At 67.8% G+C, this 15525-nt stretch carries 17 protein-coding genes; 10 read left to right on the top strand and 7 right to left on the bottom strand.

The genetic code is table 11. The annotated features are described in order from the left end of the window. The first annotated feature begins 70 nt into the window (after window positions 1-70). Window positions 71-919, top strand: a complete 849-nt coding sequence (locus AB0876_RS13495) for an inositol monophosphatase family protein (protein WP_491838863.1) — start codon at window positions 71-73, stop codon at window positions 917-919. On the opposite strand, the gene cei is transcribed toward AB0876_RS13495, so the two are convergent. Beyond that, entirely contained in the window at window positions 893-1543 is a 651-nt protein-coding gene (cei, locus tag AB0876_RS13490) for an envelope integrity protein Cei (RefSeq protein WP_491838864.1), read from the bottom strand. The genes AB0876_RS13495 and cei overlap by 27 nt on opposite strands. A gap of 165 nt (window positions 1544-1708) precedes the next feature. Between cei and AB0876_RS13485 the strand changes: the two genes are divergently transcribed. Continuing rightward, on the top strand, window positions 1709-2011 hold the full coding sequence (locus AB0876_RS13485; RefSeq protein ID WP_019344626.1) for a DUF4193 domain-containing protein: 303 nt from the start codon (window positions 1709-1711) through the stop codon (window positions 2009-2011). 84 nt (window positions 2012-2095) lie between these two features. Here AB0876_RS13485 and AB0876_RS13480 read toward each other — a convergent pair whose 3' ends face one another. Then, window positions 2096-2575 carry a DUF3093 domain-containing protein gene (locus tag AB0876_RS13480; protein WP_064884471.1) on the bottom strand — a complete coding sequence of 160 codons (480 nt, stop codon included), beginning with the start codon at window positions 2573-2575 and terminating at the stop codon, window positions 2096-2098. Between the two features lie 25 nt (window positions 2576-2600). Here AB0876_RS13480 and dut point away from each other — a divergent pair, with 25 nt between their 5' ends. After that, the gene (dut, locus tag AB0876_RS13475; protein WP_526042189.1) at window positions 2601-3065 is read left to right on the top strand and encodes a dUTP diphosphatase; all 465 of its coding nucleotides are present in this window, start codon (window positions 2601-2603) and stop codon (window positions 3063-3065) included. Next, window positions 3065-3865 carry a DUF3710 domain-containing protein gene (locus AB0876_RS13470; protein WP_491838866.1) on the top strand — a complete coding sequence of 267 codons (801 nt, stop codon included), beginning with the start codon at window positions 3065-3067 and terminating at the stop codon, window positions 3863-3865. Before dut ends, AB0876_RS13470 begins: the two co-directional genes overlap by 1 nt. A 9-nt stretch (window positions 3866-3874) precedes the next feature. Here AB0876_RS13470 and AB0876_RS13465 read toward each other — a convergent pair whose 3' ends face one another. After that, a complete protein-coding gene (locus AB0876_RS13465; RefSeq protein WP_491838867.1) occupies window positions 3875-4594 on the bottom strand; it encodes an alpha/beta fold hydrolase in 720 nt (239 codons plus the stop codon). A gap of 134 nt (window positions 4595-4728) precedes the next feature. On the opposite strand from AB0876_RS13465, the gene AB0876_RS13460 reads away from it, so the two are divergent. Both AB0876_RS13460 and AB0876_RS13455 read left to right on the top strand, forming a co-directional pair. Beyond that, window positions 4729-5100 carry an OB-fold nucleic acid binding domain-containing protein gene (locus tag AB0876_RS13460; RefSeq protein ID WP_036444904.1) on the top strand — a complete coding sequence of 124 codons (372 nt, stop codon included), beginning with the start codon at window positions 4729-4731 and terminating at the stop codon, window positions 5098-5100. After that, window positions 5097-5792, top strand: a complete 696-nt coding sequence (locus AB0876_RS13455) for a DUF3159 domain-containing protein (RefSeq protein ID WP_526042188.1) — start codon at window positions 5097-5099, stop codon at window positions 5790-5792. The genes AB0876_RS13460 and AB0876_RS13455 overlap by 4 nt, the downstream gene beginning before the upstream one ends. A 6-nt stretch (window positions 5793-5798) precedes the next feature. Here AB0876_RS13455 and AB0876_RS13450 read toward each other — a convergent pair whose 3' ends face one another. After that, window positions 5799-6467 carry a potassium channel family protein gene (locus AB0876_RS13450; RefSeq protein ID WP_055113307.1) on the bottom strand — a complete coding sequence of 223 codons (669 nt, stop codon included), beginning with the start codon at window positions 6465-6467 and terminating at the stop codon, window positions 5799-5801. Next, window positions 6467-7141: a potassium channel family protein gene (locus AB0876_RS13445; protein ID WP_088303980.1), complete on the bottom strand. Its 675-nt coding sequence runs from the start codon at window positions 7139-7141 to the stop codon at window positions 6467-6469. The genes AB0876_RS13450 and AB0876_RS13445 overlap by 1 nt, the downstream gene beginning before the upstream one ends. 107 nt (window positions 7142-7248) lie before the next feature. On the opposite strand from AB0876_RS13445, the gene AB0876_RS13440 reads away from it, so the two are divergent. Then, on the top strand, window positions 7249-9243 hold the full coding sequence (locus tag AB0876_RS13440; protein WP_526042187.1) for an amino acid permease: 1995 nt from the start codon (window positions 7249-7251) through the stop codon (window positions 9241-9243). Beyond that, window positions 9240-10457, top strand: a complete 1218-nt coding sequence (locus tag AB0876_RS13435) for a class I SAM-dependent RNA methyltransferase (RefSeq protein ID WP_526042186.1) — start codon at window positions 9240-9242, stop codon at window positions 10455-10457. Before AB0876_RS13440 ends, AB0876_RS13435 begins: the two co-directional genes overlap by 4 nt. Window positions 10458-10468: 11 nt before the next feature. Here the strand turns inward: AB0876_RS13435 and AB0876_RS13430 are convergent, their stop codons facing one another. After that, entirely contained in the window at window positions 10469-11557 is a 1089-nt protein-coding gene (locus tag AB0876_RS13430; RefSeq protein WP_491838870.1) for a GGDEF domain-containing protein, read from the bottom strand. A gap of 188 nt (window positions 11558-11745) precedes the next feature. Here AB0876_RS13430 and nhaA point away from each other — a divergent pair, with 188 nt between their 5' ends. After that, a complete protein-coding gene (nhaA, locus tag AB0876_RS13425) occupies window positions 11746-13038 on the top strand; it encodes a Na+/H+ antiporter NhaA (RefSeq protein WP_491838871.1) in 1293 nt (430 codons plus the stop codon). Window positions 13039-13066: 28 nt separating this feature from the next. Further along, window positions 13067-14980: a 1-deoxy-D-xylulose-5-phosphate synthase gene (dxs, locus tag AB0876_RS13420; RefSeq protein ID WP_491838872.1), complete on the top strand. Its 1914-nt coding sequence runs from the start codon at window positions 13067-13069 to the stop codon at window positions 14978-14980. On the opposite strand, the gene AB0876_RS13415 is transcribed toward dxs, so the two are convergent. After that, window positions 14977-15480, bottom strand: coding sequence for a phosphate-starvation-inducible PsiE family protein (locus AB0876_RS13415; RefSeq protein WP_491838873.1), 504 nt, complete (start codon window positions 15478-15480; stop codon window positions 14977-14979). The genes dxs and AB0876_RS13415 overlap by 4 nt on opposite strands. Between the last annotated feature and the right edge of the window lie 45 nt (window positions 15481-15525).

The raw sequence follows: 15525 nt of genomic DNA, 5'->3' as shown, positions 1-15525 counted from the left end.
AACGCCCGCGCGTGCGGTCCGGCATCCCCCCGGAAGCGACTTTTCCGTCGGAAGGTGTTGCGATAGAGCCGTGACCGACAACAGTTTCGATGCTCCCGCCCTGAGGGCGGTGGCCGAGCAACTTGCCACCGAAGCCGCAGAGTTCGTCGCGCGCCGGCGCGCCGAGGTGTTCGGTGCCGCCGCGGACTCCGACGGGGCGCCGGCCCCGGGAGCCGTGAGAGCCAAGAGCACCCCAACCGACCCCGTCACGATCGTCGACACCGAAACCGAACGGTGGCTGCGTGAGCGGTTGGCGGTGTTGCGGCCGTCAGAGGCGATCCTGGGGGAGGAGGAGGGCGGCCAGCAGGAAGGGCGTGACGGCCTGAGTTGGGTGCTCGACCCGATCGACGGCACCGTGAACTTCGTCTACGGCATCCCGGCTTACGCGGTGTCGGTGGCCGCGCAGTACGACGGCCGGTCGGTGGCCGGGGCCGTGGCGAATGTGCCCGCCGGCGAGGTGTACTCGGCCGCACTCGGGCACGGCGCCGAGGTGGTGCGGGCAGGGGTGCGGACCCCGTTGCGGTGCAGTGCCGTCGACGAGTTGTCGATGGCGCTGGTGGGTACCGGGTTCTCCTACGATCCCGACCGGCGCGCGAGGCAGGGCGGTGTGCTGGCACACATCCTGCCCGCGGTGCGCGACGTGCGTCGCATCGGTTCGTGCGCGCTCGACCTGTGCATGGTTGCCGCCGGCCGGTTGGACGCCTATTACGAAGAGGACGTCCAGGTCTGGGACTGGGCGGCGGCGGCGCTGATCGCGGCCGAAGCGGGGGCGACGGTGTGGTTGCCGACCGCACCCGGCGCCGAGTATGCGGCGGCGTCGGCGCCGGGCATCGCCGACGGTCTGCGCGACGCGCTAGCAGGCGGCGGTATGGATCTTTGACAGGAGTGCGGAATCCGACGGAGCGGTGGCGTCGGGTCGCAGGCTGGCCAGCACGGCCCGGATGTCGTCGTTGCTGGCGAGTTCACTGAACTCCGTGCCGAGTGCCAGATCGACTGTGGCGTCCGGCCTTTCGTCCTGGAAGAGCTCGGTGCACGGGGCCACCAGCCAGACCGCTGCGGCAGCGGCGCGGCCGGACGGGCCGAACCGGATCTGGCCCTGGCATTCCAGCCGGGTGTTGGCGTAGATCGGGTCGTTGGCCGCCTCGGGTTGGGCGAATCCCAGATCGCGCAGTGCGCCGGCCACCTCACCGGCCTGCCCGCCCTGGCCGCTGGCGTTGAGTACGCGGATCCTGGTCTCGGCCAGCGGGGCCGGAGTGACGTCGGTCATCGCCGAAAAGGCCACCTGTTCGCCCAGCTTCGGGGCCGCCGGATCAGCGGCCGGCGGCGGGTTGTTGCAGACCGCGGCAACGTGCACATCGGTCGGTTGGTTGAGCGCGATGATCCACACGATCATCGTCACGACCGCAAGTGCAACGAACAGCACGATGCCGGGAACGAAACTGCGCCGACGGAACGGTCGACCGTGTCGGTCGAAGGCGGTGCCGTCGGTGATTTGCGCGACCACACATGCACTCTAAGGGCAACGGTGTTCGCTGACGCACCAGAGCTCAGACGGTACTGTGATGTAAATCACAGTGAAACGTGTGGCAATACGGGCACGAATCATTTGGGGAATGCGTTCGACGCTGGTACAAAGCTCTGCTGCAAGGTAAGGGAGGGGACACAGACGATGGCTACCGACTACGACGCTCCGCGGCGTTCCGAAGCAGACGAGGTTTCTGAGGATTCGCTCGAGGAGCTCAAGGCGCGGCGCAACGAGGCGCAGTCCGCCGTGGTGGATGTCGATGAATCAGAATCGGCCGAGTCGTTCGAGCTGCCGGGCGCAGACCTGTCCGGCGAGGAACTGTCGGTACGGGTGGTCCCGAAGCAGGCCGACGAGTTCACCTGCTCCAGCTGCTTCCTGGTGCATCACCGGAGCCGGCTGGCAAGCGAGAAGAACGGCGTGATGATCTGCACGGACTGCGCCGCCTGACCGGCGGCAGCCGCTGGAGCTGAATTCGCGGCTCAGCCGCGCTTGCTGAACTCGCGGCTCAGCCACTGGCGCTGAACTCGCGGCTCAGCCGCGGAGCGCCGCCAGGACCCGATCCGGGTGCCTCGAACTGATCAACCAGTACGGGGTGGGGTCATCCGGATCGTCGAGCACCACCAGGACCATCGGGCCTACCCAGGCCCGGTGCACCACGTAGGCGGCGGGATCGAGCTGACGGCCCAGCGCCGCCGACTTCGCCGACCGCGGGACCTCCGCGGCGCGCGAGATGACGCTCGTCGGCAGGTGCGCGTCACCGATCCACAACTCGGTGTCGCCCCCGCTGTCGCGCACGACCTTCAACTCGGTCTTGCTGAACCACATCAGCACAGCCGCCGCCACGCCGAACAGGAGCACGTACGGCAACCACGCCGGGATCGCCGGCGCGGCCAGCCCGATCTCGAATGCGATCACTCCTGCCAGCACCGCAGCGGGCAGCGACCACCACCAGGGCACCCACAAACGTTCGCGGTAGTGAACGCTTTGGGCGGTTGCGCGCGTGTCTGACACGCGGCTCAGAGTAATCTGTGACGTCGTGTCCACCTCTCTGGCGGTCGTCCGATTGGACCGCGAACTACCGATGCCCAGCCGGGCGCACGATGGTGACGCGGGCGTAGACCTCTACAGCGCGCGCGATGTCGAGCTGGCCCCCGGGCAACGGGAGCTCGTGCCCACCGGCGTGGCCGTGGCCATTCCGCGCGGAATGGTGGGCCTGATCCACCCGCGTTCGGGTTTGGCTGCACGCGTGGGTCTTTCGATCGTCAACAGCCCGGGCACCGTAGATGCCGGCTACCGCGGCGAGATCAAGGTCTCGCTGATCAACCTCGATCCGCACACGCCGATCGTGATCAACCGCGGTGACCGGATTGCCCAGCTGTTGGTTCAGCGGGTAGAACTGCCCGAGTTGGTCGAGGTGACCTCGTTCGACGAGGCGGGCCTGGCTGACACCTCCCGTGGCGATGGCGGCCACGGTTCCTCCGGCGGACATGCGAGTTTGTGATGGCATTCGGAAAACGCAAGAACAACGATTCGGCAGACGGCACAGCTGATGAGCAGGTTGTCGAACAACCGGCTGCGGCAGAAGCGGCTGACGAGGACCAGAGCGACGACTGGGCCGATGATCAGGGCCCGTTCGAAGTCGAGGACTTCGACGACCCCGCCGTCGCGGTGCAGGGGCGGCTCGATCTCGGCTCGGTCTTGATCCCCATGCCCGACGGCGGTCAGGTGCAGGTTGAGCTCAACGAGGCCGGGGCGCCCAGCGCGGTATGGGTGGTGACGCCCAACGGGCGGTTCACCATCGCCGCCTACGCCGCGCCCAAGAGCGCAGGCCTCTGGCGTGAGGTGGCCGGTGAGCTCGCCGAGTCGCTGCGCAAGGACGCCAGCTCCGTGGCCATCCAGGACGGCCCGTGGGGCCGCGAGGTGGTCGGCGCGGGTAATGGCGGTGTGGTGCGGTTCATCGGTGTCGACGGCTACCGCTGGATGGTGCGCTGTGTGGTCAACGGCGCCCCGGAAACCATCGACGCACTGGCCGACGAGGCCCGGGCATCATTGGCTGACACCGTGATTCGTCGCGGGGACACCCCCCTGCCGGTACGCACACCGCTGCAGGTGGAGCTGCCCGAGCCGATGGCCGCCCAACTTCAGGCCGCGGCGCAGCAGGCCGCGATGCAGCAGGCCGCCCAGCAGCTCGCAGCTGCGTCACAGTCCCCGCCGCAGGACCAGCCGCCGGCCGAGCCGGTGGCCCGGCGCAGCGTGCAGGGCTCGGCGATGCAGCAGCTGCGCACCATCACCGGCGGCTGAGGCCCCGCCTCAGCTCGCGACAGTGTCGCTGGCGGCCTCCTGCAGCGCCGCCACACATGCGGCCCCCAGCACGCCGGTGTCGAGCCCCATCTGTTCGAGCGTGACCGAGCGCAACGCCGCCTGCGGTGCGGCAGTCACCCATTCGTAGCCGACCTCGGCAGGGTGCACCGGATCGTCGGTGGCGACCGCGACGCCCATCGGTATCCGAAGTTGTTCGAGTTCGGCACTGCCGGGTGCGCGGTAACCGGCCGCTTCCTCCATCGCGTCGGGCAGGGTGGGCCACTGACCCACCCAGGAGCGGGCCAACTCGTCGGCAAGCCACGGCGGGCTGGACGCCCGCATCTGGGCCACCGTGGCCGCCAGCCCGTCCCGCCGCAGCAGATCCGCCGACTGCCGGGCCAACAGCGCCGCGGGGGCGTGCTGGGAGGTCCCCGTCCACGGCGGCAGGGCGGCCAGCACCGCCACGGCCCGGCCGGGATGGTCCAACGCCCACCGCACCGCCACGACGGCGCCGATGGACACTCCGCCGACCGCGATGGGGCCGGACCGGGCGGCGTCGTCCAGCGCCTGCAGGTAGCCCTCGACGAGCCGGTCCGGAGTCGGTGGCGGGGTCACCACCAGCGCGCCGGCATCATGCAGCGCATCGGAAAATGCCCGGTAGACGTAGTTGTCGTCGGACCCGGTGCCGGGCAGGAGAACGGTGGGAACACCGCGCAGAATGACGCTCATCACACGATCGTGCCTGCCCGGTCAAATCGTCGGCGTGCCGACCCACACCCCACGTGGCATTCGGTGCACAAGAGGTCTACGGTGGCGTTGGTTGGGCGGATTCACAGTGGATCCGCAGAAGGTCAGGAGAGGCCATGGCTACGGCCGAAGGGTATCTGCGCCGGCTTACGCGACGCCTGACGGAAGACCCCGAACAGCTTGATGTCGAAGAGCTCAGCGATGAGGCCGCCAACACCGGCGCGCTGAAAGCGATCGACGCTCAGCGCGGCCAGGAAGTGACGATGGTCGGCACCCTGCGCAGCGTGGAATGTAACGGCAAGGGGTGTTCCGGCGGCATCAAGGCCGAATTGTTCGACGGTACCGACACGGTGTTGTTGGTGTGGCTGGGACAGCGCCGTATTCCGGGCATCGAATCGGGGTGCACTCTGAGGGTGCACGGCCGCGTCGGCAAGCTGGAGAACGGCGCGAAGGCGATTTACAACCCCCGCTACGAAATTCAGAAGTGAGCCAACCCGAAGAGGACACAGGCAACGCACCTGAACCCCCCGAGAGTGACCCGGCGCTGACTCCTGCCCATGGCGGCGGACGTGCGGTGCTCGATCAGATGGGCGGCGTCAGCGGCCTGATCTATTCGTCGCTGCCGGTGGTGGTGTTCGTCCCGGTGTCCACGGCGTTCGGCCTGATGCCGGCGATCGCAGCCGCGCTCGGCGTGGCGACACTGATCCTCATCTGGCGGTTGATCCGCCGCGAATCCGTTCAGCCCGCGGTGTCGGGATTCTTCGCCGTGGGCGTCAGTGCCCTGATCGCCTACGTGGTGGGGGAGTCGAAAGGCTATTTCCTGCTTGGCATTTGGAGCTCTCTGGTGTACGCGGTGCTGTTCGGGGTGTCGGTGATCGTCCGGCGCCCGGTGGTCGGCTACATCTGGGGTTGGGTGAACACCCACGACCGGGCCTGGCGCGAGGTCCGTAAGGCGGTGCTGGCATTCGACATCGCCACCCTCACCTGGGTTGCGGTGTTCGGGTCGCGGTTTCTGGTGCAGCAGTATCTGTACGACTCCGACCAGACCGGCTGGTTGGGTTTCGCACGTATCGCGATGGGCTGGCCGCTGACCGCCGTGGCCGCGCTGGTGACGTATCTGGCCATCAGGGCCGCCCAGCGCGCTGTGCACGCGCAGGATACGACGCAGAGCGCCGACTGAGGCGGCCTAGCGCGGCGCCGGACGCAGCAGCAGTTCGCGCAGCTCGTCCTCGGACTCGGTGACCGCGACGAACAGCAGCTCGTCCCCACCCTCGAGGGGGTCGTCGGATTCGGGCACGATCACCCTGGCTCCGCGCAGGATCGTCACCAGGGCCGTGTCGCGCGGCAGCTCGAGCCGTTTGACGGGCTTGCCGCCCCACGGGGTGTCGTCGGGCAGCGTGATCTCGACCAGGTTGGCCTGCCCCTTGCGGAACTCCATCAGGCGCACCAGGTCGCCGACGGCGACAGCCTCCTCGACGAGCGAGGCGAGCATGCGCGGTGTCGACACCGCCACGTCCACACCCCAGTTCTCGTCGAACAGCCACTCGTTGCGGGGATCGTTGACGCGGGCCACCACCCGCGGCACCGCGAACTCGGTCTTGGCGAGCAGGCTGACCACGACATTGACCTTGTCATCACCGGTCGCGGCGATCACCACGTCGAATTCCTCGAGCTTGACCGACTCCATCACGGTGAGCTCACAGGCATCGCCGAGCCGCCAGTGTGCGGCCGGGATGGCATCGACGTCGATGTGGGTGGGATTGCGCTCCAGCAGCGTCACATCATGGTTGTTCTCGAGCAGCTCGCGGGCGATGGAGCGACCCACGGCCCCGGCCCCGGCGATGGCAACCTTCATCAGTGCGACTCCAAGTCCTCGCTGGGCGGCAGCGCCGCGATGGCCAGCGCCTCGGCGATGTGCCCGGATACCGCGGCTGCGTACACCTGGTCGCCGGCCTGGATCACGGTCTTGGGTTCGGGAAGGTAGCCGTTGCCGAACCGGATCATGAAGGCCACGCGGCCACCTGTGGCCGCCTCCAGATCGGTGACCAGGTGCCCGGCCCAATCCTGGTGCAGCGGAAGTTCGGCCACGCCCACGTTGCCCGAGGGGTCGCGCCACTTGGTGGTCTCGGTCTCCCTGGTGAGCACGTTGAGCAGACGGTCGGTGGTCCACGGCACGGTCGCCACGGTCGGGATGCCCAGCCGTTCGTAGACGGCAGCGCGCTTGGCGTCGTAGATACGGGCCACCACGCGCTCGACGCCGAACGTCTCGCGGGCCACCCGGGCCGAGATGATGTTGGAGTTGTCGCCCGAGGACACCGCGGCGAACGCCCCGGCCTCCTCGATGCCGGCGCGCAGCAGCACGTCACGGTCGAAGCCCATGCCGAGCACGCGCTCACCGGCGAACTCCGGCGAGAGCCGGTGGAACGCGGTGGTGTCGCGGTCGATGACCGCGACCTCGTGGCCGATGCGGGCCAGGCTGTCTGCGAGGGACGCGCCCACCCGGCCGCACCCCATGACGACTACACGCACCCGACGGTCCTTTCCGGTGACAGAGGAGCGCTGTTGCGCTCAACCGTTGCACTCGAACGCTACAGCTTTGTGACGACTTTTCGCGTTCGGGCTTAGTCTTGGCTCTCGTGTCCAAGCTTTCGACGGCAACGCGCCGGTTGGTACTGGGGCGGCCGTTCCGCAGCGACAAGCTCTCTCACACGCTTCTGCCCAAACGGATCGCCCTTCCGGTGTTCGCGTCCGATGCGCTGTCATCGACGGCCTACGCACCGGAGGAGATCTTCCTGGTGCTGTCGGTGGCCGGGCTGACGGCCTATTCCCTGACGCCGTGGATCGGCCTGGCGGTGGCGGCCGTGATGTTCATCGTGATCGCCAGTTACCGGCAGAACGTGCACGCCTACCCGTCCGGTGGTGGTGACTACGAGGTCGTCACCACGAACCTCGGGCCCACCGCCGGCCTCACGGTGGCCAGCGCGCTGATGGTGGATTATGTGCTGACGGTTGCGGTGTCGATGTCCTCGGCCATGTCGAACATCGGTTCGGCGATTCCGTTCATCGCCCAGCACAAGGTGCTGTTCGCGGTGATTGCGATCGTCGTCTTGGCGTCGCTCAACCTCCGCGGATTGCGGGAGTCGGGGACGGCGTTCGCCATCCCGACCTATGCGTTCATGATCGGCATGTACATCATGCTGGGCTGGGGGCTGTTCCAGATCTACGTGCTGGGCCATCCGCTGCGCGCGGAATCCGCGGATTTCGAGATGCGCCCCGAGCACGGCGAGGTGCTGGGCTTCGCGCTGGTGTTCCTGGTGGCCCGGGCGTTCTCGTCCGGTTCGGCGGCCCTGACCGGTGTCGAGGCGATCAGCAACGGAGTACCGGCGTTCCGGAAACCCAAGTCGCGCAATGCCGCCACCACCCTGTTGCTACTTGGTGTCATCGCCGTGTCGTTGTTCATGGGCATCATCCTGTTGGCCAAGGCAACCGGGGTGCAGATCGCCGAGCGGCCTCACGAACAGCTGATCGGTGCGCCGGCGGACTACCACCAGAAGACGTTGATCGCTCAGCTCGCCGATGCGGTCTTCCACAATTTCGGCCCTGGTCTGTTTCTCATCGCACTCGTTACCGCACTGATCCTGATGCTGGCCGCCAATACGGCGTTCAACGGATTTCCGGTGCTCGGGTCGATCCTGGCCCAGGACCGCTTCCTGCCGCGGCAGCTGCATACCCGCGGTGACCGGCTGGCGTTCTCGAACGGCATCCTGTTCCTGGCCTTCGCCGCGATCGCCTTCGTGGTGGCGTTCCGCGCCGAGACGACCGCGCTGATCCAGCTCTACATCGTGGGTGTGTTCGTGTCGTTCACCCTCAGCCAGATCGGCATGGTCCGGCACTGGACGCGGTTGTTGCGCACCGAAACCGATCCTGCGGTGCGGCGGCGCATGATGCGGTCACGGGTCATCAACGCGGTCGGACTGACGGCCACCGGCACGGTGCTGGTGGTCGTGGTGGTCACCAAGTTCGTCGCCGGTGCCTGGATCGCCATCCTGGCTATGGCCGCGATGTTCGTGGTGATGAAGATGATTCACAAGCACTACGACACCGTCGCCCGCGAACTCGAACGGGAAGACGAGGAGGAGGGCGACATCGTCCTGCCGAGCCGCAACCACGCAGTGGTCCTGGTGTCGAAGCTGCACCTGCCGACCAAGCGGGCGCTGGCGTACGCGCGGGCCACGCGGCCGGACGTGCTGGAGGCGATCACGGTGAGCGTCGACGACGCCGAGACCCGTGCGCTGGTGCACCAGTGGGAAGACAGCGACATCAGCGTGCCGTTGAAGGTGATCGCCTCGCCCTACCGCGAAATCACCCGGCCGGTACTGGATTACGTCAAACGGGTGACCAAGGAATCGCCGCGCACGGTGGTGACGGTGTTCATCCCCGAATACGTGGTGGGGCACTGGTGGGAACAGGTGCTGCACAACCAGAGCGCGTTGCGGCTCAAGGGCCGGCTGCTGTTCATGCCGAACGTGATGGTGACATCGGTTCCGTGGCAACTGAATTCGTCGGAGCGGCTCAAGGCGCTGCAGCCTCGCGCCACTCCGGGCGACGCGCGCAGGGGATTTTTGGAATGACGGAACTGACTCTGATCACGGGCCCGGCGGCCAACGGCGGCAGCTGCGTGGCCCGCCACGACGGCCGCGTGGTGTTCGTCCGCTATGCCCTGCCCGGCGAGACCGTACGGGTCAAGGTGCTTGACGAGCGCGGATCATATTGGCACGCAGAGGTTGTCGAGGTGATCGACCCGTCACCGGACCGGGTTGTGTCGCTGTGCCGGATCGCCGGCGTCGACGGTGCCGGGTGCTGCGATCTGGCATTCGCCGAGCCCGGTGCGGCGCGTCGGCTCAAGGGCGCGGTGGTGGCCAACCAGTTGGCCCGGCTGGGCGGATACACGTGGCGCGACGAGCAGAGCGCGGTCGCCGAGCCGGTCGGTGCCGGCGAGGTACTCGGCTGGCGCACCCGGGTACGGCTGGACACGACCGGCGACGGCCGGGCCGGATTCCACCGCTACCACAGCGCCGAGTTGCTCACCGATCTCGACTGCGCACAACTGCCCGCCGAGCTGACCGATGGACTGGCAGAGATGCGTTGGACGCCCGGCGCGCACGTGCACGCGGTGCTGGATTCCGACGGCCGCAGGCACGTCGTGCAGTCGGGCCCCAAGACCGGCCGCAAAGACGGTCGCGTGGCCGGTTCGAAGAGTCAGACGCGCGTGATCGAAGGCGAGTACGAGGCGGTGCAGCGCATCGGCGCGCGGCAGTGGATGCTGCCGGTGACGGCGTTCTGGCAGGCCCACCGTGATGCGGCCGCCCTCTACAGCGGGCTGGTGGCCGATCGGTCCGGGCTGCAGCCTGGGATGACGGCGTGGGATCTGTACGGCGGTGCCGGGGTGTTCGCCGCCGCGTTGGCCGAGCAGGTCGGGCCCGACGGACGGGTGCTGACCGTCGATACCTCCCGAGGGGCGTCGCGTGCCGCGCGCAGCGCGTTGGCCGACCTGCCCTGGGTCTCGGTGGTCACCGATTCGGTGCGGCGTGCGCTGTCTGCGCAGTCGGGACGTCCCGATGTCGTGGTGCTCGATCCGCCCCGCACCGGTGCCGGGCGTGAGGTGATCGACGCGCTGGCCGCCACCGAGGCGCCGAGGGTGATCCACATCGGTTGTGAGGCTGCGTCATTCGCCCGCGACGTGGGGCTGTATCTGCGGCACGGCTACGCCGTGGAGGAATTGCGGGTGTTCGATTCCTTCCCGCTCACCCATCACGTCGAGTGCGTCGCGGTGCTGACCCGCTGAACGGGCCCGGCTCACTCCTGGGCGTCGGGGCCCATCGTGGGGGTGGGGAAGTGGGCGTAGGTGGCGCGGTTGCCGCCCTGGGCCTTCGACTGGTTCATGGCGGTGACGGCCAGGGCCACCAGGGCGTCGACGATCTGCGGAGTGGGCAGTTCGGTCAGCGGACGCAGCTGGCTGCACGCGCTGCCGATGCTGGCGGTCAACCGCATGGGCGTGGTGGTCAGCGCCATGCGGATCCGGTTGACCAGGGGTGACGGATCGTTGGTCTTGAACACGTCGGCGATCAGGAACTCGCTGTCGGATACGTGGGCCAGCGGAACCTTGTGGCGCACGGTCTCGCGGATCGCCTGGGCGACGGCGACGCGGGCGTGCAACGTGCTATGGCTGCCGTCCATGTCGCTGAGCAGCGCCATGTCATCGATGCCGACGGCCACAACCACCAGGTACTGGTCGTCGTGGCGGCTGTGGGAGCCGAGCATCGTGGCGGTGTGCATGTCGAAGGCCTCGCGGTTGAGCAGACCGGTCAGCGGGTCGATCTCGCTCGGATGCTGGACGCGGTCGGGTTCGATCAGCTCGACTGCCATCCGGCACAGCGCTGAGGTGCTCAGGATCACCAGGAGCGCGACCAGCGTGCCGACGGCCCCCAGCCAGACGTCGGTGAGGCCCACCCGGACCCCGAGGAAGGCCACCACGGCGCCGGAGGCCACCCAGGTCAGGTGCAATACCCGGCGGCTGTGCAGGAATGCGGTGTAGGCGGTGATCAGGCTCAACGAACTGGAACCCATGAGGCCGACCACCGGATCCACCAGCAGGATGCAGGTCGCCGCGATGCAGGCCGTCCCGAGGGTCACGACGGTCCACGACTGGGTGCGGCTGGGCCACTGCCGCCGCCACCACCACTGCGCCAAGGTCAGGCCGCCGATGCCGACCGCCACTGCGACGTATTGGAGGCCGCCCCGCGGCCCCATCGGACTGACCAGCAACAGCAGTGGGACCAGACTCAGTCCGACGATGGTGACCCCGACGAGGCGCTGCATACCGGCGCGCTTGCCCTGCGCAGCGAGCAGGGCGGTACGCGCGTAATAGTGATCGAATGGACTCAACCAGCACCCCGGAGTAATCGACTTCGCCTACACCTTACGTAATCATGATGGTCGGCGTTTCGCCGCCGGTTTGAGGCGCTGCCACGGACTTCATCGACATTTGCTCGCATGCCGCACCTGTTAGCGTGAACCGCAGGTGTGCCGGGAAGTCTGGTCGGCGATCGATGCATGCTGACCACAGGAGCCCGATGAGCAATCGCCGTGAACACACCAGCCGACGTCTGCTTGCTCGCGGGTCGTGGCCGGAGTGGCAGCGGGTCTCCGATCTGCTGCGCACCGAGACGGTCGGCGGGGCGTTGCTGCTGGCCGCCGCGGGCGCGGCGCTGGTCTGGGCCAACTCGCCGTGGTCGAGCGGGTATCACCGGCTCTCGGAGTTCGTCATCGGCCCGCAGTCGCTGCATCTGAACCTGAGCCTGTCGGCCTGGGCCGCCGACGGTCTGCTGGCGGTCTTCTTCTTCGTCGTGGGCGTCGAACTCAAGCGCGAGTTCGTCGCGGGGGACCTGCGGGACCCGGCCCGGGCCGCGCTGCCCATCGCGGCAGCCGTCGGCGGCATGGTGGTACCTGCGGCGATCTTCGTCGGGATCAATCTGTTCTCGGGCCATCCCGAGAACGTCGGCGGGTGGGCAGTACCCATCGCCACCGACATCGCTTTTGCGCTGGCGGTGCTGGCCGTGGTGTCCACGCACCTGCCCGCGGCGCTGCGTATCTTCCTGCTGACGCTGGCAGTGGTCGACGATCTGCTGGCCATCGCGGTGATCGCCTTCTTCTTCACCGATGACGTGGCGCTCGGGCCGTTGGCCGCCGCGCTGATCCCCATCGCGCTGTACGCGTTTGCTGTGCAGCGGGGTGTGCGCCAGTGGTGGATCCTGATGCCGCCGGCCATCGTGGCCTGGGCGCTCGTGCATGCCAGTGGTGTGCACGCCACCGTGGCCGGGGTGGTGCTCGGGTTCACCGTTCCGGTACTGGGCCGCCACGCGTCGGCCAAACACTTCGAACACCTCGTACGCCCGCTGTCGGCAGGGTTTGCCGTGCCGGTGTTCGCGTTCTTCGCGGCGGGCGTGACGGTCGGTGGTTGGTCGGGCTTCGCCGGCGCCCTGTCACACCCCGTGACCATCGGGGTGATCGCCGGCCTGGTGCTCGGCAAACCCATCGGCGTGCTGGCCACCACGTATCTACTGGCCCGCTTCACCCACGCGAGCCTGGACGAGGATCTCGCCTGGCGGGACGTGCTCGGAGTGGCGATGTTGGCCGGGATCGGATTCACGGTCTCGCTGCTCATCGGTGAACTGGCCTTCGGGCACTCCACGGTGGCTGACGACGACGTGAAGATCGCCGTCGTCACCGGATCGGTGGTGGCGGGCCTGCTGGCCTCGGTGGTTCTGGTGTCGCGCAATGCCGCATATCGCCGTATTCACCAGTTGGAGACCGTCGACGCCGACCACGACGGTGTGCCCGATATCTATCAGCCTCGACAGGACTGACTTCGGGATGCGTGCGTACACTGGCTGGATGCTTGAACAGGTCCGCGGCCCCGCTGATCTGCAGCACCTGTCACAGTCCGAGTTGACTGATTTGGCACAGGAAATCCGTCAGTTCCTGATCCACAAGGTCGCTGCAACCGGCGGACATCTCGGCCCCAATCTGGGGGTCGTCGAACTCACCTTGGCGCTGCACCGCGTGTTCGATTCGCCGCACGATCCGATCGTCTTCGACACCGGCCATCAGGCGTACGTGCACAAGATGCTGACCGGTCGCGCACAGGATTTCGACAGCCTGCGGTGCAAGGACGGCCTGTCCGGATACCCGTCGCGCAGCGAGAGCGAGCACGACTGGGTGGAGTCCAGCCACGCCAGCACCGCACTGTCCTATGCCGACGGTCTGGCCAAGGCCTTCGAGCTGACCGGACACCGCAATCGCCACGTGGTGGCGGTGGTCGGTGACGGCGCCCTGACCGGTGGCATGTGCTGGGAGGCACTGAACAACATCGCCACGGGCGGCCGGCCGGTGGTCATCGTCGTCAACGACAACGGCCGCAGCTACGCGCCCACCATCGGCGGCTTCGCCGACCATCTCGCCGGGCTGCGGTTGCAGCCGGGCTATGAGCGCATCCTGGAGGAGGGCCGCAAGGCGGTCCGTGGGCTGCCCGTCGTCGGTGAGTTCTGCTACCAGTGCATGCACAGCATCAAGGCCGGCATCAAAGATGCGATCGCCCCGCAGGTGATGTTCACCGATCTGGGCATCAAGTACGTCGGCCCGATCGACGGTCACGACGAGCATGCCGTGGAGAACGCGCTGCGCCATGCCCGCGGCTTCAAGGCCCCGGTGATCGTGCACGTGGTGACCCGCAAGGGGATGGGCTACGCGCATGCCGAGAACGACGAGGCCGATCAGATGCACGCCTGCGGCGTCATCGACCCGGAGACGGGGCTGCCGACGAAGGCTTCCGCTCCCGGTTGGACGTCGGTGTTCTCCGACGAGCTGGTCAAGGTCGGCGCCAAACGGCGTGATGTCGTGGCGATCACCGCGGCCATGCCGGGGCCCACGGGTCTGAGTGCGTTCCGGGACCGGTTCCCGGACAGGTTCTTTGACGTGGGCATCGCCGAGCAGCACGCCATGACCTCGGCGGCCGGCCTGGCGATGGGTGGCCTGCATCCGGTCGTGGCCCTCTACTCCACGTTCCTCAACCGCGCGTTCGACCAGCTGATGATGGATGTCGCACTGCACAAGCTGCCGGTCACCATGGTGCTGGACCGGGCCGGTGTCACCGGGCCCGACGGGGCCAGCCACAACGGGGTCTGGGACCTGTCGGTCCTCGGTATCATCCCGGGCATCCGGGTCGCGGCCCCCCGCGACGGTGCCTCCCTGCGGGAGGAACTCGGGGAGGCGCTCGCGGTCAACGACGGCCCGACGGCGCTGCGGTTCCCCAAGGGCGATGTGGGCGAAGACATTCCGGCGCTTGAGCGGCGCGGCGGCATCGACGTCCTTGCCGTCCCGGCCGAGGGGCTGACCGAGGACGTGCTGTTGGTCGCGGTGGGATCGTTCGCGTCGATGGCGTTGGCAGTCGCCGAGCGGCTGCGCAACCAGGGCATCGGTGTCACTGTGGTGGATCCGCGCTGGGTGCTACCGGTTCCGGACGCCATCGGAGAGTTGGCCCGCCGGCACAAGCTGGTGGTCACGGTCGAGGACAACGGCGTGCACGGCGGCATCGGTTCTTCTGTGTCGGCGGCACTGCGCCACGCCGAGATCGACGTGCCATGCCGGGATCTCGGTGTCCCGCAGGTGTTCCAGGAGCATGCTTCGCGCGGCGAGGTGCTCGCCGCGGTCGGTCTGACCGATCAGCACATCGCCCGCCAGATCACGGGGTGGATCGCCGCGATCGGCGCGCGGGTGGGCGAGCAGGAAGTCAGCCACCAGGTCGACTAGGAATCGTCCGGCTTGTCGCGCATGTGGTCGGCGCCGCGGCGTTGCAGCCGCAGCACGAAGATGGCGATGGCCAGGACGAGCACCAGGCCGCCGAGCACGCCGACCTGAACGATGGCGCGGGCGAACTCCGGACCCTTGTCGAGCAGCTTGGCCGCGTCCACCGACACCACGACGATTTCTTTGATGCAGGCCAGGATGCCGACGATCAGGAACGGCTCGGCGACCAGCTCACGAGATCGCAGTGAGGTCCGCACCGCATAGAGCAGTTCCACGAAGATGAAGACCAGCAGCAGGCCGTCCAGCAGCTCCAGCATGATGGGGGTGGTCGGGCTGCCGCCCAGTCGCAGCAAGGTGTTGACCTGCGCGACGATCAGCACGACTGACCCGACGAGCAGGAGTGCCGCGATCGACCAGTAGACCGCATCCTCGGCGATCCTCAGGGCACGGTCTGCGAAACGCTCTCGTTCCTGTTCGTCTTCGGCTTCCTGCTGCTGCGCCATCGCATCGACGATATTCCAGTCCCCGCGCAGACAGCATAGGTTTCA

This window comes from Mycobacterium sp. NPDC049093 (assembly GCF_040704635.1).
Classification (GTDB): domain Bacteria; phylum Actinomycetota; class Actinomycetes; order Mycobacteriales; family Mycobacteriaceae; genus Mycobacterium.
The sequence above is the reverse complement of the archived record's forward strand: the minus strand, read 5'-3'. Positions and strand labels throughout refer to the sequence as shown.